This is a genomic window from Streptomyces sp. NPDC039480 (assembly GCF_055597165.1).
Genome location: NZ_JBVITX010000019.1, coordinates 22,425 through 44,877 on the forward strand (window position 1 = coordinate 22,425; position 22,453 = coordinate 44,877).

Below are 22,453 nucleotides of genomic sequence, written 5' to 3' on the forward strand. Positions count from 1 at the left end.
GTTGACGCACCGCACGAGGCACGTCTCCCAGTCCCCCACCGCACCCAGGGAGCACAGCGTGATCGGTCGGACGTTACGCCTGCTGGGGTCCGCCCTGGCACTGGTCTGTGTCGCACAGCTGCCGGCCGCCGCCGCGGCCCCGGACCCGGCCGGACCTCGGGCCGACACCCGCGCCGAGAGCTGCGCGCTGAAGTCGAGGCCCGCGGGCAAGGTGCTCCAGGGGTACTGGGAGAACTGGGACGGCGCGGCCAACGGCGTGCACCCGCCGTTCGGCTGGACCCCCATCACCGACCCCCGCATCCGCCAGCACGGCTACAACGTCATCAACGCGGCCTTCCCCGTGATCCGCTCCGACGGCACCGTCCTGTGGGAGGACGGCATGGACGCGACGGTGAAGGTCGCGACACCGGCGGAGATGTGCCAGGCGAAGGCGGACGGCGCCACGATCCTGATGTCCATCGGGGGCGCCACGGCCGGCATCGACCTGAGCTCGAGCACCGTCGCCGACCGGTTCGTCGAGACGATCGTGCCGATCCTGAAGAAGTACAACTTCGACGGCATCGACATCGACATCGAGACCGGCCTCGTGGGCAGCGGCAACATCAACCAGCTGTCGCCCTCGCAGGCCAACCTCGTCCGCATCATCGACGGCGTGCTCGCCCGGATGCCCGCCGGCTTCGGCCTGACGATGGCCCCGGAGACGGCGTACGTCACCGGGGGCAGCGTCGTCTACGGCTCAATCTGGGGCGCGTACCTGCCCATCATCAAGAAGTACGCGGACAACGGCCGCCTCTGGTGGCTCAACATGCAGTACTACAACGGCAGCATGTACGGCTGCTCCGGCGACTCCTACTCCGCGGGCACCGTCCAGGGCTTCACCGCCCAGACCGACTGCCTGAACAAGGGCCTGACCATCCAGGGCACCACCATCAAGGTCCCCTACGACAAGCAGGTCCCGGGCCTCCCCGCCCAGCCGGGCGCCGGTGGCGGGTACATGTCCCCGAGCCTCGTCGCGCAGGCCTGGAACCACTACAACGGCGCCCTGAAGGGCCTGATGACCTGGTCGATCAACTGGGACGGGTCCAAGGGCTGGACCTTCGGGGACAACTTCAGGCGGCTCACCCGCGCTTGAAGACCGCCACCGACCGCGCCGGGACGCTGAAGGTGCCCGAACTCCGCTCGTGCGCCGACGACTTGACGGTCCGGTCGGCGCCGGAGGCCTGTATCGGGTGCAGGGCGTAGCGGGCGCCCTCGGTCTCCGTCACGCGCTGCCGCTGCGCCTCCGGGCTCGCGTTGAACACGATCACGAGGTCGCCGAGCCTCATGGTGATGACGCCGGGCGTCTCGGCCGCGGTGCCGGAGAGCGGGAAGGAGAGGGCCGACTGGACCTGTCCGGGTGTGGCGAGGGAGAAGACGGGTTCCGTGGTGCGGATCTTCAGGAGGTCGCGGTACGCGGCCGCCGTGCCGTCGATCTCCGCGCAGCCCGGCGTCAGCGTCGCCGCGGCGGACAGCAGGGGCTTGGCGTAGGGCCACTTGGCCTTGTTGTCGGCGGCCGGGGAGAGACCGCGGCCGAAGCCGTTGCCCGCGCGGCAGTTCCAGTGGATCGCGTTGAACCAGTCGCCGCTGTCGTAGGAGTTCCGGTCCAGGGACTTGGAGCGCAGCAAATCCGTGCCGGCTTGGGAGAGCGCCGGGCCCTGGGAGAGCGAGGCGGTGGCCATCGCGAGGACCTGCATACGGGCGCGGGCGGCCGGTGACGTGTCCTCGGGGAGCTTGAAGGCGAGCGCGTCGTACAGCGTTTCGTTGTCGTGCGCGTCGGCGTAGGAGAGGGCGTCGCCGGGGGCCGCCGCGTAACCGGCCGGGGAACCGTTGTAGTCGACGTCGGCGCCCTTGACCCTGCGTCCGGCGGAGTCCGTGAAGGTGAAGTCGGCGAGGTTGCCGGACAGGCCGACCTTGATGAGGTCCTGGTAGTGCAGGAGGCGGGCCTTCTGCTCGGCCGGAGTGCCGTTCGCCTTCGACGCGTTGGGGTCGGTGTACAGGCCGCTGGCGAAGCCCTGCACGCCCGGGTCGTCGTCGAAGGGGCCGCCGCCGCGCAGCGCGTCGCGCGAGCGGTCGGAGAACGTCGCGACGCCGGTGCCCGCCATGTTCTTCTGGGTGGCCTGGACGAAGCGGGCGTCGTTCGCGACCTCGCCGAAGTTCCAGCCCTCGCCGTAGAGGATGATGCTCTTCCCGTCGACGCCGTCCTTCGCCACGGTCAGCGCGTCGAGGGCCTTGCGGACCGCGAGGATGTTGGCCTTGGGGTGGTGCCCCATCAGGTCGAAGCGGAAGCCGTCGACCTTGTACTCCCTGGCCCAGGTGACCATCGAGTCGACGACCAGCTTGCCCATCATGGCGTTCTCGGGCGCCGTGTTGGCGCAGCAGGTGGAGGTGGCGACGGAGCCGTCCGCCTCCAGGCGCTGGTAGTAGCCGGGCACGATCTTGTCGAGGACGGACTTGTCGGCCTGGCCGCTCGCGACGGTGTGGTTGTAGACGACGTCCATGACCGTGCGCAGGCCGGAGCCGTTCAGGCCCTGCACCATCCTGCGGAACTCGACCGTGCGGCGCGTGCCGTCGGGGTCGCTCGCGTAGGACCCTTCGGGGACGGTGTAGTGCAGCGGGTCATAACCCCAGTTGTACGCGTCCTCGGCGGCGCTCTTGGTGACGCACGCCTGCTGCTCGTCGGAGTCGGGGGCGTGGGCGGGCAGGTCGCAGTCGGGCGTGGCCTGGTCGGCGGCGCGCTCGGGGACGGTGCCGATGTCGAAGGCGGGCAGCAGGTGTACGTACGACGTGCCGGAGCGGGCGAGGCGGCGCAGGTGCCGCATGCCGTCGGACTTCTCGTCGGTGAACGCGAGGTACTTGCCGGGGTGGTCCGAGGTGCGGTCCTCGATGGAGAAGTCCCGGATGTGCAGCTCCTGGATCTGCGCGTCGCGCAGCGGGGTCGCCTTCGGCTTGCGCAGCGTGGTCCAGCCCTTGGGGGCGAGCTTCGGGTCGCCGAGGTCGACGGCGATGCTCCGCTCGGAGTCGGCGGTGAGGGCGGTCGAGTAGGGGTCGGTGACCTTGTTGGTGACGACCTTCCGGACGCTCGGCGCCCACACCTTGACGACGTACCTGTACGCCTTGCCCGACCAGCTCCTCGGCCCGGTCGCCGACCAGACGCCGGAAGCGCCGTCGCGGTGCATGCGGACGGTGCGGCCGCCGATGTCGAGGGAGACCTGCTGCGCGGTCGGAGCCCAGACGGCGAGGGTGACGCGGCCGTGCGTGAACCGGGGGCCGAGGGTGGCCCTGGTGGCGGCCGCGCCGTAGAGGTCGTCGAGGACACCCTGGGTCTGGACGCCGGTGGCGGCACGCAGGGTGCCGTCGGCCGTCCGTCCTGTGGCGACGAGCTGGCCGGTGAGGGCCGCGCGGATCCGGTCGCGGTCACGGGGGTCGACGGTGAAGGCGGCGTAGCCCTTGAGGTGCGGATACTTGGCCCTCTGGGCGTCGGTGAGGCCGCCCGCGACCGGGGTGAGGCGCAGTCGGCGGGCGTCACTGCCGGTGTCACCGACGATGTCGCCGTCCTTGACCACGAGGCCGCCGTGGGGTGCGGACAGAAGTTCATGCACGGCGCCCGTGCCGGTGTCCCAGGCGAGGGTGGACCGGTCGATCCACTGGGCCCGCGACTTCGACAGGTCGAGACCGTCGGCCGACGCAGCCGCAGCGCCCCGCACCGAAGGGGCGAGCGGCACGGCCGTGGCCGTCGCGGTCAGGGGCACGGTGGCGGCGAGCAGGGCGACCGCCACGGTGACGGCGGTACGGCGCGGGGAGCCGGTCACGGAAAAGTCTCTCCTTGAGGGGTGGGAAGCAGGTGCGGCCGCCCGGCAGCGGGGACAAGGATGGGCCGGGCGGCCGGTCATGGGGGGGGCTGCTCAGCAGCTCTTGGAGCCGGTGTGCAGCGCGAGGGCGGTGTTCGGCGCCACGGCCGCGGTGAACCGGCCCGAGCCGTTGACGGTGACCTTCCTGCCGCTCTGCACGTCGCAGTACGTGCCGGCCGCCAGGGAGGTCTGGAAGGTGCGGTCGACGGTGGCGCCCTCGTGGTTGATGACCACGTACGCCTTGTCGCCGCGGCCGAAGGCGATGGCGTTGTTGCCGTTGTCCCACCAGTCGGTGACGGCGGCGCCGCGCGCGGTGTTGCGGAACTTCACCATCCTGCGGATCTCCGGCCAGGCGTGCTGACACTTCCAGCCGTCGCTGTAACAGGCCTTCACCTGACCACCGTTGGGCGAGCCCGCGTCGTTGCTGCTGAACTCGTAGCCGGAGTGGACGTCCGGTGAGCCGTAGGGCCAGGCCAGCATGAAGACGTGCGCGAGGGTGTAGTCGGCGCCGTCCTTGTAGCTGAGGGTCTGGCCGTGGCGTTCGGTGTCGTGGTTGGCGACGAGGACCGCCGACTTGCCGCTCGGCAGGTATCCCCAGCCCTCGCCGTAGTTCTTGAGGTAGGCGAGCTTCTCGTTGGTGAAGACCCGCTTCAGGTCCCTGGCGTAGCGGAACTCCTGGGCGTCGCCGGCGGCGGTGTACTCGCCCGGGTCGACGGCCTCGCCCGCGCCGTGCAGCGTCTCCTGCTTGAAGTAGGCGCCGGGGTTGGTCAGCCGGGACTTGATGTTCTTCAGGTCGTCCACGGGGATGTGCTTGGCCGCGTCGACGCGGAAGCCGTCCACGCCGAGGGAGAGCAGGTCGTTCAGGTAGGCGGCGATGCGGCCGCGCACGTACTCCTCGCCGGTGTCCAGGTCGGCCAGGCCGCCCAGTTCGCAGTGCTGGACGTTCCAGCGGTCCTGGTAGTTGCTGATGTCGGCCTTGCAGTCGTCCATGTCGTAGGCCGAGTACGTGCCGGGATAGTCGTACTTGGTGAAGCGGGAGCCCGCCGAGCCGGTGCCGGAGGCGTTGGTCATGTGGTTGATCACCGCGTCGGCGACGACCTTCACCCCGGCGGAGTGGCAGGTGTCGACCATGTGCTTGAAGTCGGCGCGGTCACCGAGCCGGGAGCCGATCTTGTAGCTGACCGGCTGGTAGGCGGCCCACCACGCCTCACCCTGGAGGCGCTCCTGCGGCGGCGAGACCTGCACGTACCCGTAGCCGTCCGGGCCGAGCCGGTCCGTGCACGCCTTGGCGACCGAGGAGAAGTCCCACTCGAAGAGGACGGCGGTGACGTCCTTGCCGCCGGGCGGGGCCGCCTGGGCCGCGGGGGCTCCCGCGACGACGCTGCCCGCGAGGCCCGCCGCCAGGGCGAGCGCGGTGGCGACGGGTCTGCGGCTCTTGAGGGTCCGGCCGGGCATGGGTACCTCCTGCGCGTTGGGGGGCCTTCAGCAAGTGCTTGCTGCAAGTCAGCACAAGTTGTTGCGGGTTGGACCGTATGGCGCCCCCAGGGCCGGGTCAACCCTCTGGGCACACTCCGGTGGAACCCCGTACGACCAGCTCCGGCTGGAACACGAACTCCGTGCGCTGCACGGGGTTTCCGTCGATCTCCTCAAGAAGGGCACCCACCGCGGCGCTCGCCATGGCCTGCACCGGCTGCCGCACCGTGGTCAGCGGCGGGTCGGTGAAGGCGATGAGCTGGGAGTCGTCGAATCCGACCACGGAGACGTCGTCGGGCACCGCGAGACCGCGCTCACGCACCGTCCTGATGGCGCCGAGCGCCATCAGGTCGCTGCCGCAGACCACCGCCGTGCACCCCAGGTCGAGGAGGGCGCCGGCCGCGGCCTGCCCGCCCTCGACGGTGAACAGGGTGCGCTGTACGAGCCGTTCGGCCTCCCTCTGTGCCAGGCCGAGCATGCTGTGCAGCGCCGCCGCGAACCCCTCCGCCTTGCGGCGCGAGGGAACGTACCGCGTCGGGCCGATGGCAAGGCCGATCCGCTCGTGCCCGAGGTCGACGAGGTGGCGTACGGCCATGCGCACCGCCGAGCGGTCGTCGGGTGAGACGAAGCAGCCGGGGATGTCCTTGTTGTAGCCGTTGACGAGGACGAACGGCACGTTGCGGCGGGCCAGTTCGCGGTAGCGCGCGGTGTCGGCCGTCAGGTCGGCGTGCAGGCCCGACAGGAAGATGATGCCGCTGACCCCGCGGTCCTCCAGCTGCTCGACCAGCTCGTCCTCGGTGGCGCCGCCCGGCATCTGGGTGCAGAGCATCGGGGTGTAGCCGTGTCCGGCGAGCACCTGCTCGATGACCTGCGCGAAGGCGGGGAAGATCGGGTTGGTGAGCTCGGGGATGACCAGGCCGACGAGGCCGGCGCTGCGCCGTTTCAGCCGGGTGGGCCGTTCGTAGCCGAGGACGTCGAGGGCGGCCAGCACCCGGCGCCTGGTGCCGGTCGCGACCCCCGCCTTGCCGTTCAGGACGCGGCTCGCGGTGGCCTCGCTGACGCCGGCCTGCGCCGCGATGTCCAGGAGCCGCGGGGCGCCCCGGTGGGCGTCCCGCGGCGCGGAGGAAAGCGTCACACCGCCCACCAGACGGTGGTGTCGGCGGGCAGCCGCACGGCTCCGTCCGTGACCTCCGCCTCGGCGCTGGCGAGCAGGACCCGGCCGGGCGCGGGCATCCGCACGGCCTCGGCGGTGGTGTTCACGGTGCACACGAAGCCCTCGCGGGCGAACGCGAGCACGCCTTCGGGGGCGTCCAGCCACTGGATCGTCCCGCCCGCGCCGAGCCCCGGCTCCGCCCGGCGCACGGCGAGCGCGCTGCGGTACAGCTCCAGGGTCGAGCCGGGGTCGCCGGTCTGCGCCTGCACGCTCAGCTCGCCCCACCCGGCGGGCTGCGGCAGCCAGCTGCCGCCGGGACCGAAGCCGTACGAGGAGCCGTCGGTGGTCCACGGAATGGGCACCCGGCAGCCGTCCCGGAAGCCGTCCTGCCCGCTGGCACGGATGAACGACGGGTCCTGGCGCACCTCGTCCGGCAGGTCGGTGACGTCGGGCAGGCCGAGCTCCTCGCCCTGGTAGAGGTAGGCGGAGCCGGGCAGGGCCAGCATCAGCAGGGTCGCGGCGCGGGCGCGGCGCAGACCGAGCTCACGGTCGCCCGCGGTCCGCAGCTGCGTGCCGAGACCCGGCGGGTTGGCGAGGCGCGTCGCGTGCCGGGTCACGTCGTGGTTGGAGAGCACCCAGGTGGCGGGCGCGCCCACGGGACGCATCGCGGCCAGCGACGCGTCGATGACCTCGCGCAGCTCCGCGGCGTCCCACGAGGTGCCCAGGTACTGGAAGTTGAAGGCCTGGTGCATCTCGTCGGGGCGCACGTAGTGGGCGGAGCGCTCGACGGTCGGGGTCCAGGCCTCGGCGACGAGGATGCGTTCGCCCGCGTACTCCTCGAGGACCCTGCGCCAGCTGCGGTAGATCTCGTGCACGCCGTCCTGGTCGAAGAACGGCATGGCGTCGTTGCCGAGCAGCTTGAGCTGGTCGTGGCTGCCGATGTCGGGCAGGCCCGCCGCCTTGACCAGGCCGTGGGCGACGTCGACGCGGAAGCCGTCGACGCCCATGTCGAGCCAGAAGCGCAGGATGGAGCGGAACTCGTCCTGGACAGCGGGGTGTTCCCAGTTGAAGTCGGGCTGTTCGGGGGCGAAGAGGTGCAGGTACCACTCGCCGTCGGGCACCCGCGTCCAGGCGGGGCCGCCGAAGATTGACTCCCAGTCGTTGGGCGGGAGTTCGCCGTCTGCGCCCTTGCCGGGGCGGAAGTGGTAGCGCTCCCGGAGCGGGGAGCCGGGGCCCTCGCTCAGCGCGCGCCGGAACCAGTCGTGCCGGTCGGACGAGTGGTTGGGCACCAGGTCCACGATGATGCGCAGGCCGAGTTCGTGGGCGTCGCGGATGACCGCGTCGGCGTCCAGGAGGTTGCCGAAGACGGGGTCGATGGCGCGGTAGTCGGCGACGTCGTAGCCGGCGTCGGCCTGCGGCGACGCGTAGAAGGGGCTGAGCCAGACGGCGTCGACGCCGAGGTCCCTGAGGTACGGCAGCCGGCTGCGGATGCCCTCCAGGTCGCCCATGCCGTCGCCGTTGCTGTCGGCGAAGCTGCGCGGATACACCTGGTAGATCACCGCGCCGCGCCACCAGTCCGTGCGCGTCTCGGTGGCGGGGGCGGCAGGGGCAGCGAGGTGCTGGGTCATGTCTTCCCTGGGGATCGAGTGTGGTGGGGGCGGCGGGAGGTCCCGGACGGGGTGTCTCAGGACTTCGTCGCGCCCGCCGTCAGGCCGGAGACCAGGTGGCGCTGGGCGAAGCCGAAGATGATCGCGGCGGGCACCGCGACGATCACGGCGGCCGCCGTCAGCGAACCCCAGTCGCTGGTGTACTGGTTGACGAAGGTCTGCAGGCCGCCGGCGAGCGTGAGGTTCTCCTCGCCGGTCATGAAGGCGGAGGCGTAGGCGACCTCGGCCCAGCCGGTGATGAAGCTGTAGAACCCGGTGACGGCGAGGCCCGGCTTGGCCAGCGGCACGATGAGCCGCCAGAACGTGCCGAACGGATTGAGCCCGTCGACCCGCCCGGCCTCGTCGATCTCGACCGGGATGGTGTCGAAGTACCCCTTCATCATCCAGGCGCAGAACGGCACGGCGATCGTCAGATAGGTGACGACGAGCCCGACGGGCTGGTTGAGCAGACCGAGGCTGGCGAGGAGGTTGTACAGCGGCACGATGAGCACCGCGACCGGGTACATCTGCGTGATCAGGAGCAGCCACATCAGCGGCCGCATGCCGGGGAACTTGAAGCGGCTCACCGCGTAGCCGGTCGTGGCCGCGATGAAGACGCCGATCACCGTGGTCAGGCCCACCACGACGAGGGAGTTGAGGATCCAGTTCGGGAACTCGGTGTCGTTGAGGACGTGGTCGTAGTTGCCGAGGGTGAAGTCCTTCACCAGGTCGGTGGAGAAGGCCTCGCTCTCCGGCTTGAACGACGTGACCAGGAGCCACAGCGGCGGCATGACCGCGATGGCGCTGGCCAGCAGCAGGGTCGCGTGCAGGGCGACCGACGCCAGCGGGCCGCGCTCGTCGCGTCCCCTGGGCTTGCGCTGCTTGGCCTTCGGTTCGGTCGGCACGGTGGTCACCACACCTCTCCCTGCTTGCGGAGCGCGCGGCGGTAGGCCACCGCGATGATCGACAGAAGGGCGAGGATGAGCACGCCCCAGGCCGCGGAGCCCGCGAAGTCGCGGGGGCTGACGACGAACGAGAGCCGATAGGCGTACGTCACCAGGATCTCGGTGGAGTCTCCTGGCCCGCCTCTGGTCAGCAGGAAGATCACCGGGAACATGTTGAAGGTCCAGATGCCGCTGATGAGGATGACCGTGCTGGCCACCGAGCGCAGCCCCGGCAGGGTGATGTGCCGGAAGCGCTGCCAGGGGCCCGCGCCGTCCATCTCGGCCGCCTCGTACAGCTCGCCAGGGATGGACTGCAGGCCGCCGAGCATGGCCACCAGCATGAACGGCACGCCGAGCCAGACGTTGACGGTGATCACCGAGAGCTTGGCCCAGGTCGGGTCGTTGAGCCACGGGACCGCGTCGATGCCGCCGCCCGCGAGGAGCTTGTTCAGCAGGCCCTTCTTCTCGTTGAAGAGGAGCCGCCAGGTGAAGACGGAGACGAAGGCCGGCACCGCCCACGGCAGGATCAGCGCCATCCGGTAGAGGGAGCGTCCCACCAGCCTGCGGTTGAGCATCTGGGCGAGCGCGAGACCGAGCACGAAGGACAGCGCGACACAGGACACGGTCCATACGACGGTCCAGGTGAGGCGGTCCCAGAAGACGCCGTCGGACAGGATCGCCTGGTAGTTGTCGAGCCCGACGGACTCGTACGTGGCGGGGATGTCGTTGACACCGATGTGCCGCTCGACGTTCGCCTCGTTGGCGTTGGTCGTCGACAGGTACATGCCCCGCACCAGCGGATAGCCGACGATCACGCCGATCACGATCACCACGGGGGCGACCATGGCCCACGCGTACCAGTAGGTGGCGAACGCCCTGCGCAGCCGCCCTGAATTCTTGGCGGGGCGGTGGCCGCGGCCGCGGATGCCCTGCGCATCCGCGGCCTTCGCCACCGACCGGCCCGTCTCGACAGCCATGGGTCGGTCAGCCCTCCCTCTTACTTGTCGTCCTTGAGGAGTTACTTGTAGTCCTTGAGGAGCTTGCGGTAGGCGTCACCGATGCCCTTGGCGCCGTTCTCGGGCGAGGTCTTGCCGCTGAGCACCTTGCCCAGCTGCAGCCGGATCGGCTCGAAGAGCGCGTTGGCCTCCGGGATCCACGGCCGCTGCACGGACTTCTCCACGGCGGGCTTGAAGAACTGCACCATCTGGTTGTCCTTGACGGACTTCACGTCGTAGACGGAGGTGCGGGTCGGGAGCAGGCTGAGCTCCTCGGTGGTCTGCTGCTGCACCTTGGCGGAGCTCATGTACTTGATGAACTCGTACGACGCGTCGAGGTTCTCGGAACCGGCGTACGCGGCGAGGTTCCAGCCGCCCTGCGGGGCGCCCTGGCGCGCGCTGCCGGCCGGGGCCGGGGCGACACCGAGGTTGCCCTTGTCGCCCTTGAACTCCTTGCCCTGCAGGGCGCCTTCGATGGACCAGGGGCCGTCGAGCGCCATCGCGACGTCGCCGTCCTTGAACGCGTTGAGCTGGTTGTTGTAGCCGTCGCTCGCGTCGGTGACCGCCGCCTTGGAGTCGACGAGGTCCTTCATCACCGAGAAGGCCTTGGCGCCCTCGGGGCCGTCGACGGTGACCTTCTTGTTCTTGGTGTCAAGGAGGTCGCCGCCCTCTCCGTAGAGGTACGGGAGGTAGTAGTACGGGTCGTCGCCGCGGAGGTAGAGGCCGGTCTTGCCGGACTTGGACTTGATCTTCTTCGCGGCGGACTTGACGTCGTCGAAGGACTTGGGCACGTCGACGCCGGCGGCCTTCAGCATCTTCTTGTTGTAGAAGAGCGCGAGGGTGTCGATGGTCTGCGGCGCGGCGTAGGTCTTGCCCTTGAACTTGGTGCTCGCGGCGGCCTGCGGGAGGTAGTCGTGGGCCTTGTCGAGCGCGACCGTGTCGTCGAGCGGGGCGAGGTAGCCGAGCGAGGCGAAGTCCTGGGTCCAGGCGACCTCGGTGCGCATGACGTCCGGGGCGCCGGAGTTGCCGCCCGCGGCGTTCTTGAACTTGGCGTTGGCCTCGCCGAACGGCACGTTCACATAGTCGACCTCGACGTCGGGGTGCAGCTTCTCGAACCCCTTGGCGATCTTCTCGTACGCGCCCTTCTCGGCGTCGTTCGAGGTGTCCCAGAAGGTCACGGTGCCGGAGAGCTTCCCGTCCTTGCTCCCGCCGCTGCCCTCGTCGTCGCCCCCGCAGGCCGCCGCTGTCATGGCCAGGGCAGCGATCAGCCCGGTGGCCGCTATGCCACGCCGCATGTGAACTCCTTCAACTGATCCCGGAATCACGGGGAGACGAAGAGGTGCCTCCTGCTGGCCGCTCTCGACGCGGCGCCGGGTTGCCAGGAACGTAACAGCGTTGGAATGCGGCCGAAAGAGCTTGCGGCAAATTTCTGCAAGTGCCGGTGATCGTTACGCCCGTGTGTCCTTACCGTTGCCGGTGCTGCGCTTGACAGCCTGGCCGGGCGCGCTGAATACGCCTGCAAGGTTCTTGCAGGACAGCTCTTTCCGCAAGCTTTCGCAGGCGGTGTGCAATCCCGTCGACGACAGGTACAGTCCAGTGCCATGACCGCACGGCTTGTCGACATCGCAGCCCACGCGGGGGTCAGTGAAGCCACCGTGAGCCGCGTCCTGAACGGCAAGCCCGGAGTGGCCGTGGGCACCCGCGAGGCGGTCCTCGCCGCCCTCGACGTCCTCGGTTACGAGCGTCCGGTGCGGCTGCGCCGGCGCAGCGCGGGCCTCGTCGGCCTCATCACTCCCGAGCTGGACAACCCGATCTTCCCCGCGTTCGCCCAGGTCATCGCGCAGGCCCTGACCCGGCAGGGCTACACGCCGGTGCTCGCGACGCAGACGCCGGGCGGCTCCACGGAGGACGAGCTCACCGAGATGCTGGTGGACCGCGGTGTCAGCGGCATCATCTTCGTCTCGGGACTGCACGCCGACACCACCGCCGACATGGGGCGTTACGAGGCGTTGCGCGCCCAGGACGTCCCCTATGTACTCGTCAACGGCTTCTCGCCGGACGTGAAGGCCCCCTTCGTCTCCACGGACGACCGCGCCGCCGTCCGGCTGGCCGTCACGCATCTGACGTCGCTCGGCCACACGCGGATCGGCCTGGCGGTCGGCCCCAAGCGGTTCGTCCCCGTGGTGCGCAAGATCGAGGGGTTCCAGCTGGGCCTGCTCGAACGCCTCGGCGTCGACCCCGACGAGTCGGCCGAGCTGATCCAGCACTCCCTCTACACCCTGGAGGGCGGGCAGGCCGCGGCCACCACTCTCATCAACCGCGGCTGCACGGCCGTCGTCTGCGCCAGCGACATGATGGCGCTCGGCGCCGTCCGGGCCGCCCGCGACCTGGGTCTGAGCGTGCCCCGGGACATCTCGGTGGTCGGCTTCGACGACTCCCCGCTCATCGCGTTCACCGATCCGCCGCTGACCACGATCCGCCAGCCCGTGCAGGCGATGGGCCAGGCGGCGGTCCGCGCCCTCCTGGAGGAGATCGGCGGAACGCCCGCGCCGCACGGGGAGTTCGTCTTCATGCCGGAGCTGGTGGTGCGGGGCTCCACGGGTTCGGGGCGGCTCGCGGCGCGATGAGCGGCCGCCCCACTGTGCAAGCGTTTCCGTTCTTTGGAGGGCGCGCACCATCCCCGACTCGACTCTGGGGGGCAACGCTCAACGCCCCGTGAAGGACCGCTTGTTGGGCCGCCGCAGCCAGATCCCGCCGGTCGGTGCCCCACAGCGGGGCATGCGCCGTGACGCGCACACTCAAGCGGCGGGCGCTCGCGACGCGGCGCAACGACGCGGTGAAGTCCTCGGCGCCGAGGAAGGCCGCAGCGGTGGTCGGCACACCGCTCTGGCGGTACTCGACCGTCACAGGACGCACCGGAGCCCCCGCGTCGACCGCCGCCTGGAAGGCGGCCCGGCGGAAACGACCACCCTGCGCCGAGCACCAGGTGGTCGCCTGCGGAAAGACGAGCACCGAAGTCCCCGCCCGCAGCGCTGCCGCCATCTCTGCTACGACATGCGGGAGTTCACGCGATCCGCCATCCCGGTCGATGAACCGCGTGCCCACCCGCCGGGCCAGCGCGCCGATCACCGGCCACTGGCCCACCTCGCGCTTGGCGAGCACGTTCACCGGCTCGACGGCGAGCAGGGCGACGACGTCGAGCCAGGAGACGTGGTTGGCGACGACCAGGGTGCCCATAGCGCCTGCGCGCGAGGACAAGCGTGATCGCGAGCTCAGCCGTTCGCCACCCGCCACCTCCAGGCTCACCCCGAGCGCGCCGAGCACCGCGCGCGCCTCGGCCCGCAGGGTCGCGGGTTCGGCCAGCCGGTCGCCACGGGCCACCGACCGGGTCAGGGTGTACGTCAACGCTGCGTACCGGCGGGTGAGTTCACCCAAGGACACGCGCGGGTCCGGGTCGGCGGCGCAGCTCGCCGGGCAGCCCCGGTCGACCGCCCACGGGGTCACCGCGCGTCCTCGCCGAGGAAGTAGCGGCGGTGGCGCGCGCTGAGCCGCTCCGTGTCGAGGAGGACGAAGAAGTCCGCGACGTCGAACTCCGGGTCGTACGCGGGGGCGCCGCACACCCACGCGCCGAGCCGGAGGTAGCCGCGCAGCAGAGGCGGCAGGTCGGCGAGGACCGGGCGCTCGGCCAGGGGGCCCTCGGGAACCCAGGGGCGCCGGGGGTGCACCCGCAGCTCCGGCGGCACCGCGTGCTTGGCCGTGCCCAGCAGCCAGGCACTGGACGCCGCCCGGCCACCGTCCGCCAGCGGCACGGAGGCGCAGCCCGCGAGGTACCGGTGACCGGAGAGCAGGACATAGCGGGCCAGAGCCGACCACATCAGATTGATCACGGCACCGGAGCGGTGGTCGGGGTGGACGCAGGAGCGGCCCGCCTCGACGGTGGTCGACCGCAGACCGCTCAGCGCGCGCAGGTCGAACTCTCCGTCGGAGTAAGACCGTTCGGCCCGCCCCGGCGGCAGCAACCGGTACGTCCCGACGACCTCGCCGGTCGAGGTGTCCGTGACGATCAGATGGTCGGCGAGGTCGTCGAAGGCGTCGATGTCGTGGCCGGGCAGGGGCGTGTCGAGGGCCGCGCCCAGCTCCTCCGCGAAGACGCGGTGGCGCAGCCGCTGGGCGGCCCTGATCTGTTCGGTGGTGTCCGCGACGGAGGTGACGTACGCGGGGGCGACCGCAGGGGCGGTCGGGGCGGGGGCCGTGGACGGCGTGAGCGGTGTCGAGGGCATGACAGTTCCGTTTCTCGGTTCGATGGGGTCGAGACGAGGGGGACGACGGAGACGACGGAGACAGAGAGGAATGGGGAGCGAGTGGGGAGCGGGAGGCCAATAGGGAGCGGAGGGCCAGTGGGGAACGGGGAGCCAGTGGGGAGCAGGCGCCGGCAGGGGTCAGAAGGCGGCAGGGAACAGGGAGAGTCGGGCGGCGAGCGGCGCACAGAACCCGCCCCGTCCAAGCAGCACGGTGACGTCACCGGCTGAACTGCGCGCTTCAGCCGTGCATCGGCCCGCCGTCCGGCACGCGTCGGGATCGGGCAGGCCGTCCCCGCCTGCCCACCCGGCGAAGACCGACAGACGCACCCCCACCCCCTGAACTGGGGCTACGACAACCACCGAGCGGACCCGCCAGGTCCTGGCCACCCCGCCCGCCCCTCCCCGGCGTGGCATTGACCCGCCTCACCTTTGCCCGTACAAACGCGGCATGCCACCTCCCCTCCCCCTCGCGGGCATCACCGTCGTCAGCCTGGAGCAGGCCGTCGCCGCGCCCTTCGCCACCCGTCAGCTCGCCGATCTCGGGGCGCGGGTCATCAAGGTCGAGCGCCCCGGCGGCGGCGACTTCGCCCGCCGTTACGACACCACCGTGCACGGACAGGCCAGCTACTTCGTCTGGCTGAACCGGTCCAAGGAGTCGCTCACGCTCGACCTCAAGTCCGAGCACGGCCGGGAGATCCTGGAGGAGCTGCTCGCGAGCGCTGACGTGTTCGTGCAGAACCTCGCCCCCGGCGCCGCCGCCCGCATGGGCCTGGGCGCGCAAGCGCTGCAGGACCGCCACCCGACCCTGATTCCGTGCACCGTCAGCGGTTACGGCACGGACGGCCCCTGGGCGGACCGCAAGGCGTACGACCTGCTCGTGCAGTGCCAGACCGGACTGCTCCAGCTGACCGGCACCCCGGACGAGGCCGCCCGCGTCGGCATCTCGGTCGCCGACATCGCGGGCGGGATGTACGCGTACAGCGGCATCCTGTCGGCGCTGTTCACACGGGCGACGACGGGGCGCGCGCCGACCGTCGAGGTGTCGCTCTTCGACGCGCTCGCCGAGTGGATGGGGCAACCCGCCTACTACACGCGCTACGGCGGTATCCAGCCACCCCGCGTCGGCGCCCGCCACGCGACGGTCGCGCCGTACGGCCCGTTCACCGCGGCCGACGGCAAGGACGTGCTGCTCTCGGTGCAGAACGAACGTGAATGGGCCGCGCTGTGCGCCGAGTTCCTCGGGCGGCCCGAGCTGGGCGGCGATCCGCGCTTCGCCACCGGGTCCGACCGTGTGGCGCACCGCGAGGCGCTCGACGCGATCATCTCCGTACGCTTCTCCGAACTCGGCAGCGACGAGGCCATGAAGCTGCTCGACCGCACGGGCATCGCCAACGCCGGGGTCAACTCGGTCCAGGAGTTCCTGGCCCACCCGGTGCTCACCGAGCGCGGCCGCTGGCAGGACATCAGGGTGCCGGGCACCTCCGAGCCCGTACAGGCCCTGCTCCCACCGGCCGACCTCTCCGGGGTCACGCCGCGCATGGATCCGGTGCCGGCGGCGGGCGAGCACACCGACGCGATCCTCGCCGAGCTGGGCCGCGGCCCGGACGACATCGCCCGGCTGCGCGCGGCGGGAGTCTGCCGGTGAGCTCCCTGGACGCCCTCTCCCCCGCCGAGCAGTTGGTCGTCACGACGGTCCGCGAGTTCGTGGACCGCGAGGTCAGGCCGGTCGTACGGGAGTTGGAGCACACCGACACCTATCCGGCCGCTCTCATCGACGGCATGAAGGAGCTCGGTGTCTTCGGTCTCGCGGTCCCCGAGGAGTACGGCGGGACCCCCGTCTCCACCCCCTGCTACGTCCTGGTCACCGAGGAGCTGGCGCGCGGCTGGATGAGCCTGGCGGGTGCGATGGGCGGCCACACGGTCGTCGCCAGACTGCTGCTGCTCTTCGGCACCCCGGAGCAGCGGCGGCACTGGCTGCCGCGCATGGCGACCGGCGAGGTGCGCGCCACGATGGCGCTGACCGAGCCGGGCGGCGGATCGGACCTCCAGGCGCTGCGCACGGTCGCGCGGCGCGACGACGACGGCGGAGGGTACGTCGTCGACGGCGCGAAGACGTGGATCACCAACTCCCGGCGCTCCCGGCTGATCGCGCTGCTCTGCAAGACCGACCCGGACGCCGAGCCCCGGCACCGGGGCATCTCCGTGCTGCTCGTCGAGCACGGCCCAGGCCTGACCGTCTCCCGCGACCTGCCGAAGCTCGGTTACAAGGGCGTGGAGAGCTGCGAGCTGTCCTTCCACGGCTACCGCGCCCCCGCGGACGCGCTGCTAGGCGGCGTCGAGGGCGAGGGGTTCGGGCAGATGATGAAGGGACTGGAGACGGGGCGGCTGCAGGTGGCGGCCCGTGCGCTGGGAGTGGCCCGCGCCGCGTTCGAGGACGCGCTGCGCTACGCCCAGGAGCGCGAGTCGTTCGGCGTGCCGATCTGGCGGCACCAGTCCATCGGCAACTACCTCGCCGACATGGCCACTTCGCTCACGGCAGCCCGTCAGCTCACCCTGCACGCGGCCCGCGAGGCCGACGCCGGGCGGCGCGTGGACATGGAGGCGGGCATGGCCAAGCTGTTCGCCTCGGAGACGGCCGTGCGGATCACCCTGGACGCGGTCCGCATCCACGGCGGCCACGGCTACTCGACGGAGTTCGACGTCGAACGCTACTTCCGCGACGCGCCATTGATGATCGTCGGTGAGGGCACCAACGAGATCCAGCGCAATGTGATAGCCCGTCAACTGGTGGCGCGTGGCGGCCTGGAGATGTGATGTCCCTCAGCCGTCGACGGCGACGCCGAGCCCTTCGAGTACGACCGCGTTCGGCAGTCCGGCGAACACCTTGCCCGGCACGATGAGTTTGCCGCGCCGACTGCCGCTGCCCACCAGGACGTACGGCAGATCGGCGACGGCGGCGTCGACCAGCAGCGGCCACGCGGCGGGCAGCCCGATCGGTGTGATGCCGCCGTACTCCATGCCGGTCTCGCCCGTGGCCGTCTCCATCGGCGCGAACGACGCCTTGCGCGCGCCGAGTTGGCGGCGCACGACGCCGTTCACGTCGACGCGCGTCCCGGACAGGACGACGCATGCCGCGAGCGTGGTCTCGCCGCCGCGCTTGCCCGCCACGACGACGCAGTTGGCCGACTGGGCGAGGAGGTCGGGGCCGTAGTGCTCCAGGAACGTGGCGGTGTCGGCCCACCGCGGGTCGGTGTCGACGTGGATCAGCTCGTCGGCGGGGACGGGGCCGTGCCAGTCGCGCACGGCGTCCGCGACGGGCGGTACGAGCAGGTCGAGGGCTTCGGGAGCGGGGCTGACGACGTCGAATTCACCGAGAGGAGCACGCATGGCGGCACGCTAACAGCCCCGCGGCAGCGGTGGGCCGACGGCCCTCAGTAGGAGCCCGCGTGGGCCGGCGGCACCGACACCGACATCGTCATCTCCAGGGGCTCGGCACCCCGGTTGTGGTAGCCGTGCGGCACGTTGGCCTCGAAGGTGGCGGCCGTCCCCGCCGGCATGGCGTGCTCGGCGCCGTCGACGACGAGGGTCAGCTCACCCCGTGAGACATGCAGCAGCTCGATGGTGCCCGGCGGGTGCGCGTCGGAGTCGTTGCCCTCCCCCGGCATCAGGTGCCAGGACCACAGTTCGAAGGGCCCGCGCGCCTCGGCGCCGACGAGGAGCGTGGTGCTGCTGCCGGCGTCCGTGGACCACATGCGCACCGCCTGCTCCGGCGGCACGAGGCGGACGTGCGGACCCTGTTCGTAGTCGAGGAGCGTGGTGATGCTGACGCCCAGCGCGTCCGCGAGCTTCACCGTGATGCCGACGCTGGGGTTGGTCCTGGCCTGCTCGATCTGGATGATCATGCCGCGGCTGACGCCCGCGCGGGCCGCGAGGGCGTCGAGGGTGAAGCCCCTCTCGCTGCGCCACCGCTTGAGGTTGCGCGCGAGCGACTGGGTCAGCTGATCGAGATCCGACACATTCCCGTCCGTGTTCAGGGTTCTGGGGTCTGGGTTCTGGGTTCCGCGGTGCGGTGCATCCGATGAGCCCGGATGGTCCACCACACTGTACTGCGAGGCCCGCACGCGACCGGCTCTCCGCGGAGCCGGGGTGATGGCGCGGGCTCTCAGGCCTCGCCCAACTCGCCGAGCGCGATCAGCTGTTCCGGCGTGACCCCGTCGGGGATCGGCACCGGCGCGGGCGTGCGCAGCGGCGGCTGCCACCCCTGCTCCGCGTCCCAGGTCCGCACGACCCGCGCGGGCGCCCCCGCCACCACGGCGTGGTCCGGGACCTCGCCCCGGACGACCGCGCCCGCGGCCACCACCACATTGCGGCCGATCCGGGCCCCCGGCAGGATCACCGCTCCCGTGCCGATCCAGCAGCCGGGACCGATGTCGACCGGGTCCATGCGGGGCCACTGCTTGCCTATGGGGGTGTGCGGGTCGTCGTAGGAGTGGTTGGTGGACGTCACGTACACATAGGGGCCGAAGTAGCAGTCGTCGCCGATCGTCACCGTCGTGTCCGCGATGACGTGGCTGCCGCGGCCGAGCACGACGCCGTTGCCGATGCGGAGGATCGGGTCGGGTCCGAGGTCGAGGTCCGGCATCATCCCCGCGGTGAGGGTGACGTGCTGGCCCACGATGCAGTGGTCGCCGATCCTGATCCACGGCTCCCCGAAGACCGTGCCCTGCGGGAAGGCGAGCTTCGTGCCCTCGCCGAGCGCGCCGAAGCGCAGCCGCCCGGGGTGCGCGGCCGTGACCGCGCCGGTGCGCTGCACCCAGTCCCAGCCCGCGTGGACGGCGCGCTGCGCGAAACGGCGCGGCGCGGCGGCAAGGGATGAGAACGTGTTCCTGTTCTTCGGCACGGGCTCACGTTACTCAGTGCCACGGGGGCCCGCAGGCCCATGGCCTGTGATCTTCACCCCACGCGGCAGCGCGGGCCGCCGGGTCCCGTACGGTGCCGTCAGGCGTGACGACGTACGGAAGAGGGAGACATCCGATGGGCCACGAGGCACTCATCACCGGCATCGGCGGCAAGGACCCGAAGATCGACCAGGACGCCTTCACCGCGCCGACGTCCGTCGTGCTCGGCGAGGTGACGCTGCATGCCGGGGCGAGCACCTGGTACGGCGCGGTGCTGCGGGCCGACTGCGGGCCGATCGTCGTGGGGACCGACAGCAACATCCAGGACAACTGCAGTCTCCATGTCGACCCGGGCTTCCCCATCACGATCGGCGAGCGCGTCTCGGTCGGCCACAACGCCGTGCTGCACGGCTGCACCGTCGAGGACGACTGCCTGATCGGCATGGGCGCCACCGTCCTCAACGGCGCGGTGATCGGCGCGGGCTCCCTGGTCGCCGCGCAGGCCCTGGTGCCGCAGGGCATGCGGGTGCCCCCGGGCTCACTCGTCGCGGGCGTGCCCGCCAAGGTGCGCAGGCCGCTCACCGACGAGGAGCGCGAGGGCATCTCGCTCAACGGCACGATGTACGTCGAGCTGGCCAGGGCCCACCGGGACGCGCACGCCGCGGAGTGAGTCAGTCCGCGACCGGCACCGGCTGCGGCTCGGCGGCGGTGGCGGTGGCGGTGGCGGTGGCGGTGGCGGTGGCGGTCGCAGTGACGGGCGCGGCCGGCTCCGCGGCCGCCGCCTCCGCTTCCGCCTCTGCCGCCGCCTTCTTCGCCCGGTGCTTGACGAACAGCATCGAGCCGACACCGATCAGCACGGCGATGCCGAGTCCCACGTACGAGAACCGCTTGAGCCAGTCCTCGGCGACCACACCGATGTAGTAGATGACGGCGGTGGTGCCGCCCGCCCAGACGATGCCGCCGAGGACGTTGGCGATCAGGAACTTCCAGTACGGCATGCGCAGGACGCCCGCGAGCGGCCCGGCGAAGATCCGCAGCAGGGCGATGAAGCGGCCGAAGAAGACCGCCCACATGCCCCACTTCTGGAAGGACCGCTCGGCGGTCGCCACGTTCGCGGCGCCGAAGTGCTTGGGGAACTTCCGTTCCAGCCACGCGAGGAGCGGCCGGCCGCCCTTGCGCCCGATGGCGTACCCGATGGAGTCGCCGATGATGGCGCCCGCGGTGGCGCACGCCCCGAGGATCACCGGGTTGATGTCGCCGTGCTGGGAGGAGAGGAGCGCCGCGGAGACCAGGACGATCTCACCGGGCAGCGGGATGCCCAGGCTCTCCAGTCCGATGACGAGGCCCACCAGCGCGTAGATACTGACGGCTGGGACGTGCTCCAGCCACTCCTGGACGTGCAACGCCGGTTCCTTCCGTGGTTCAAGTGTGTGCCCGGCGTGCGCGCCTCTCGGCCACGCACGCCGGGCAGCCTACCCGGACGCGATCACCGGCCCGGGATCACCCGGCGGGAACGGTGTCCCAGAGGTCGCACCGGTGTTCGTCGCGCACCGTCGTACTGATCGTGGTGCCGCCCGCCGCCGCGGTGCGCAGCGAGAGCACCTGCCCCGGCCGGGTGCGCTGGTCGGGAGCGGCGGGCCCACCGTCGGCGCGCGGCACTCCGCCGCGGATGAAGGAGCCCCAGTACTGGATCATCTGGTCCGCGAGCGCCCGCTGTCCCGCGTCGAGCGGCGAGGTCAGTCCGAAGTGCTTGAAGAGGTACTGGACCTCGTTGACGTGGGTCGCGCCGAAGTCGAAGTCCGTGTCCAGCTCGCGGAGCGACGCGAAGGGCGGCGAGGTGCGGTCCGCGAACTCGTAGGCGTAGACGGGCCCGCGGTGCGCGAGTGCCGTGTTCATGCGCAGCGCCGTGCAGGCGAACATCCGGTCGCCGACGCCCGCGGCGTACGCGTGCGTGGGCGAGGCGTATGCGTCGAGCGGATACGTCTTCAGTACCCGGCCGCCCAGTTCGGGACCGTACGCGTCGGTGAGCGCGCCGGGGTACTGCTCGGCGGTGAGCGGCCTGCCCTGGCCGTCGAACTGCGCGAAGGCGAAGAGGGTGCCTTCGTCGCTGTTCGCGCCGTTCAGCACCGGAACGCGCGCCGCGGTCCCCTTCTCGTACGCCTCCTCGGGCTGGACCGGCAGGAACGCGCCGCCGACGACCGGCCCCCAGTCGAAGCCGGCCTGCGCAGCGAGGATGTCCTTCGCCGACTTGCCGCGCAGACAGGCGAGAGCAGTTCGTGGGTCGGGGCAGCCCGCCTTCTTCGCGAACGCCGCACCGTCGGCAACCGCCCGCTCGCGCTCGCGGCCGGCGCAGTCGCCGTACGCGCCGCTCTGCACGATGCCCGCGCGGAACAGGCCGCGCGCGGTGGGCGAGGCGAGCAGGGTGCAGACGGAGCGGCCGCCCGCGGACTCGCCCGCGATGGTGACGCGGCGCGGGTCGCCGCCGAACCGCCCGATGTTGGCCCGCACCCAGCGCAGTGCGGCCTGCTGGTCGAGCAGCCCGTAATTGCCGGACACACCGTCGGACGCCTCGCCGTCGAGACCCTCGGCGGCCAGGAACCCCATCGCGCCGAGGCGGTAGTTGACGGTCACGACGACCGTGCCGGTCCTGCGGGCGAAGGTGTCGGGCACGATGTCCTCGCCGGCGCCCGCGGTCAGCCCGCCGCCGTGCAGCCACACCATCACGGGCCGCTGCTTCGCCGTCTGCCCCTTCGGCGCGTAGACGTTGACGTCGAGGCAGTCCTCGGTGTGGCTGGGGTTCTCGTAGCCGGGGTCCCAACTGGCTGTCTGGACGCACCGGTTGCCGAACGCGGTCGCGCGGCGCACCCCGTCCCAGGCCTTCGCGGGACGGGGCTCCTTCCAGCGGAGGGCCCCGACGGGCTGCCGGGCGTAGGGGATGCCGAGGAACTGCCGCCCCTCCGCGGTGGTTTCACCCCGCACCCAGCCGGCGGTGGTGCGTACCAGCGTGCTGTCCTGCGCGGCGGCCGGGCCGGTCGTGGCCTGGGCCGCCGGGAGCGGCACCAGAGAGACCGCGGCGCCGGCCGCCAGGGCGGCGACGAGCGACGCGGCGCGGCGTATCCGACCGCGAGCACCCCGCCTGCTTCCTCTTGCCGTCAT

The 22,453-nt window shown here is 71.3% G+C and carries 18 protein-coding genes and 1 pseudogene; 5 read left to right on the forward strand and 14 right to left on the reverse strand.

Features of this window, described 5'->3' with window-relative positions; translation table 11 throughout:
• Nucleotides 1-118: 118 nt before the first annotated feature.
• Nucleotides 119-1,132 carry a chitinase gene (locus ACZ56E_RS38750; RefSeq protein ID WP_471221783.1) on the forward strand — a complete coding sequence of 338 codons (1,014 nt, stop codon included), beginning with the start codon at nt 119-121 and terminating at the stop codon, nt 1,130-1,132.
• Here ACZ56E_RS38750 and pulA read toward each other — a convergent pair.
• The 7 genes and pseudogenes from pulA to ACZ56E_RS38785 all read right to left on the reverse strand — a co-directional run bounded on the left by pulA (nt 1,119) and on the right by ACZ56E_RS38785 (nt 11,393).
• Nucleotides 1,119-3,848 (reverse strand): pullulanase-type alpha-1,6-glucosidase, encoded by a 2,730-nt coding sequence (pulA, locus tag ACZ56E_RS38755; protein WP_471221704.1) that lies wholly within the window; start codon nt 3,846-3,848, stop codon nt 1,119-1,121. The two genes, ACZ56E_RS38750 and pulA, sit on opposite strands and share 14 nt — an antisense overlap.
• Before the next feature lie 96 nt (nt 3,849-3,944).
• A pseudogene (locus ACZ56E_RS38760) lies at nt 3,945-5,342 on the reverse strand (alpha-amylase); the annotation flags it as partial.
• Between the two features lie 97 nt (nt 5,343-5,439).
• Nucleotides 5,440-6,504: a LacI family DNA-binding transcriptional regulator gene (locus tag ACZ56E_RS38765; protein ID WP_471221705.1), complete on the reverse strand. Its 1,065-nt coding sequence runs from the start codon at nt 6,502-6,504 to the stop codon at nt 5,440-5,442.
• Nucleotides 6,492-8,141, reverse strand: coding sequence for a glycoside hydrolase family 13 protein (locus ACZ56E_RS38770; RefSeq protein WP_471221706.1), 1,650 nt, complete (start codon nt 8,139-8,141; stop codon nt 6,492-6,494). Before ACZ56E_RS38770 ends, ACZ56E_RS38765 begins: the two co-directional genes overlap by 13 nt.
• A 56-nt stretch (nt 8,142-8,197) precedes the next feature.
• Nucleotides 8,198-9,073, reverse strand: coding sequence for a sugar ABC transporter permease (locus tag ACZ56E_RS38775; RefSeq protein ID WP_471221707.1), 876 nt, complete (start codon nt 9,071-9,073; stop codon nt 8,198-8,200).
• Complete coding sequence (locus tag ACZ56E_RS38780; protein WP_471221708.1) at nt 9,070-10,080, reverse strand: carbohydrate ABC transporter permease; 1,011 nt, start codon at nt 10,078-10,080, stop codon at nt 9,070-9,072. Before ACZ56E_RS38780 ends, ACZ56E_RS38775 begins: the two co-directional genes overlap by 4 nt.
• Nucleotides 10,081-10,121: 41 nt before the next feature.
• Nucleotides 10,122-11,393: an extracellular solute-binding protein gene (locus tag ACZ56E_RS38785; RefSeq protein WP_471221709.1), complete on the reverse strand. Its 1,272-nt coding sequence runs from the start codon at nt 11,391-11,393 to the stop codon at nt 10,122-10,124.
• 306 nt (nt 11,394-11,699) lie between these two features.
• On the opposite strand from ACZ56E_RS38785, the gene ACZ56E_RS38790 reads away from it, so the two are divergent.
• A complete protein-coding gene (locus ACZ56E_RS38790; RefSeq protein ID WP_471221710.1) occupies nt 11,700-12,725 on the forward strand; it encodes a LacI family DNA-binding transcriptional regulator in 1,026 nt (341 codons plus the stop codon).
• Here the strand turns inward: ACZ56E_RS38790 and ACZ56E_RS38795 are convergent.
• Nucleotides 12,667-13,602 carry a lysophospholipid acyltransferase family protein gene (locus ACZ56E_RS38795; protein ID WP_471221711.1) on the reverse strand — a complete coding sequence of 312 codons (936 nt, stop codon included), beginning with the start codon at nt 13,600-13,602 and terminating at the stop codon, nt 12,667-12,669. The two genes, ACZ56E_RS38790 and ACZ56E_RS38795, sit on opposite strands and share 59 nt — an antisense overlap.
• Nucleotides 13,599-14,378: a GNAT family N-acetyltransferase gene (locus ACZ56E_RS38800; RefSeq protein ID WP_471221712.1), complete on the reverse strand. Its 780-nt coding sequence runs from the start codon at nt 14,376-14,378 to the stop codon at nt 13,599-13,601. The genes ACZ56E_RS38795 and ACZ56E_RS38800 overlap by 4 nt, the downstream gene beginning before the upstream one ends.
• Nucleotides 14,379-14,847: 469 nt before the next feature.
• Between ACZ56E_RS38800 and ACZ56E_RS38805 the strand changes: the two genes are divergently transcribed.
• Nucleotides 14,848-16,044: a CaiB/BaiF CoA transferase family protein gene (locus ACZ56E_RS38805; RefSeq protein WP_471221713.1), complete on the forward strand. Its 1,197-nt coding sequence runs from the start codon at nt 14,848-14,850 to the stop codon at nt 16,042-16,044.
• Complete coding sequence (locus ACZ56E_RS38810; protein WP_471221714.1) at nt 16,041-17,213, forward strand: acyl-CoA dehydrogenase family protein; 1,173 nt, start codon at nt 16,041-16,043, stop codon at nt 17,211-17,213. The genes ACZ56E_RS38805 and ACZ56E_RS38810 overlap by 4 nt, the downstream gene beginning before the upstream one ends.
• A gap of 6 nt (nt 17,214-17,219) precedes the next feature.
• Here ACZ56E_RS38810 and ACZ56E_RS38815 read toward each other — a convergent pair whose 3' ends face one another.
• From ACZ56E_RS38815 to ACZ56E_RS38825, 3 genes are all read right to left on the reverse strand, one after another.
• The gene (locus tag ACZ56E_RS38815; protein ID WP_471221715.1) at nt 17,220-17,786 is read right to left on the reverse strand and encodes a YbaK/EbsC family protein; all 567 of its coding nucleotides are present in this window, start codon (nt 17,784-17,786) and stop codon (nt 17,220-17,222) included.
• Nucleotides 17,787-17,830: 44 nt separating this feature from the next.
• Nucleotides 17,831-18,415 carry a helix-turn-helix domain-containing protein gene (locus tag ACZ56E_RS38820; RefSeq protein ID WP_471221716.1) on the reverse strand — a complete coding sequence of 195 codons (585 nt, stop codon included), beginning with the start codon at nt 18,413-18,415 and terminating at the stop codon, nt 17,831-17,833.
• 146 nt (nt 18,416-18,561) lie between these two features.
• Nucleotides 18,562-19,299: an acyltransferase gene (locus ACZ56E_RS38825; RefSeq protein WP_471221717.1), complete on the reverse strand. Its 738-nt coding sequence runs from the start codon at nt 19,297-19,299 to the stop codon at nt 18,562-18,564.
• A gap of 134 nt (nt 19,300-19,433) precedes the next feature.
• On the opposite strand from ACZ56E_RS38825, the gene ACZ56E_RS38830 reads away from it, so the two are divergent.
• Complete coding sequence (locus ACZ56E_RS38830; protein ID WP_471221718.1) at nt 19,434-19,967, forward strand: gamma carbonic anhydrase family protein; 534 nt, start codon at nt 19,434-19,436, stop codon at nt 19,965-19,967.
• A 1-nt stretch (nt 19,968) separates the two neighbouring features.
• On the opposite strand, the gene ACZ56E_RS38835 is transcribed toward ACZ56E_RS38830, so the two are convergent.
• Nucleotides 19,969-20,700 (reverse strand): DedA family protein, encoded by a 732-nt coding sequence (locus ACZ56E_RS38835; RefSeq protein ID WP_471221719.1) that lies wholly within the window; start codon nt 20,698-20,700, stop codon nt 19,969-19,971.
• A gap of 97 nt (nt 20,701-20,797) precedes the next feature.
• Nucleotides 20,798-22,453, reverse strand: a complete 1,656-nt coding sequence (locus ACZ56E_RS38840; protein WP_471221720.1) for a carboxylesterase/lipase family protein — start codon at nt 22,451-22,453, stop codon at nt 20,798-20,800.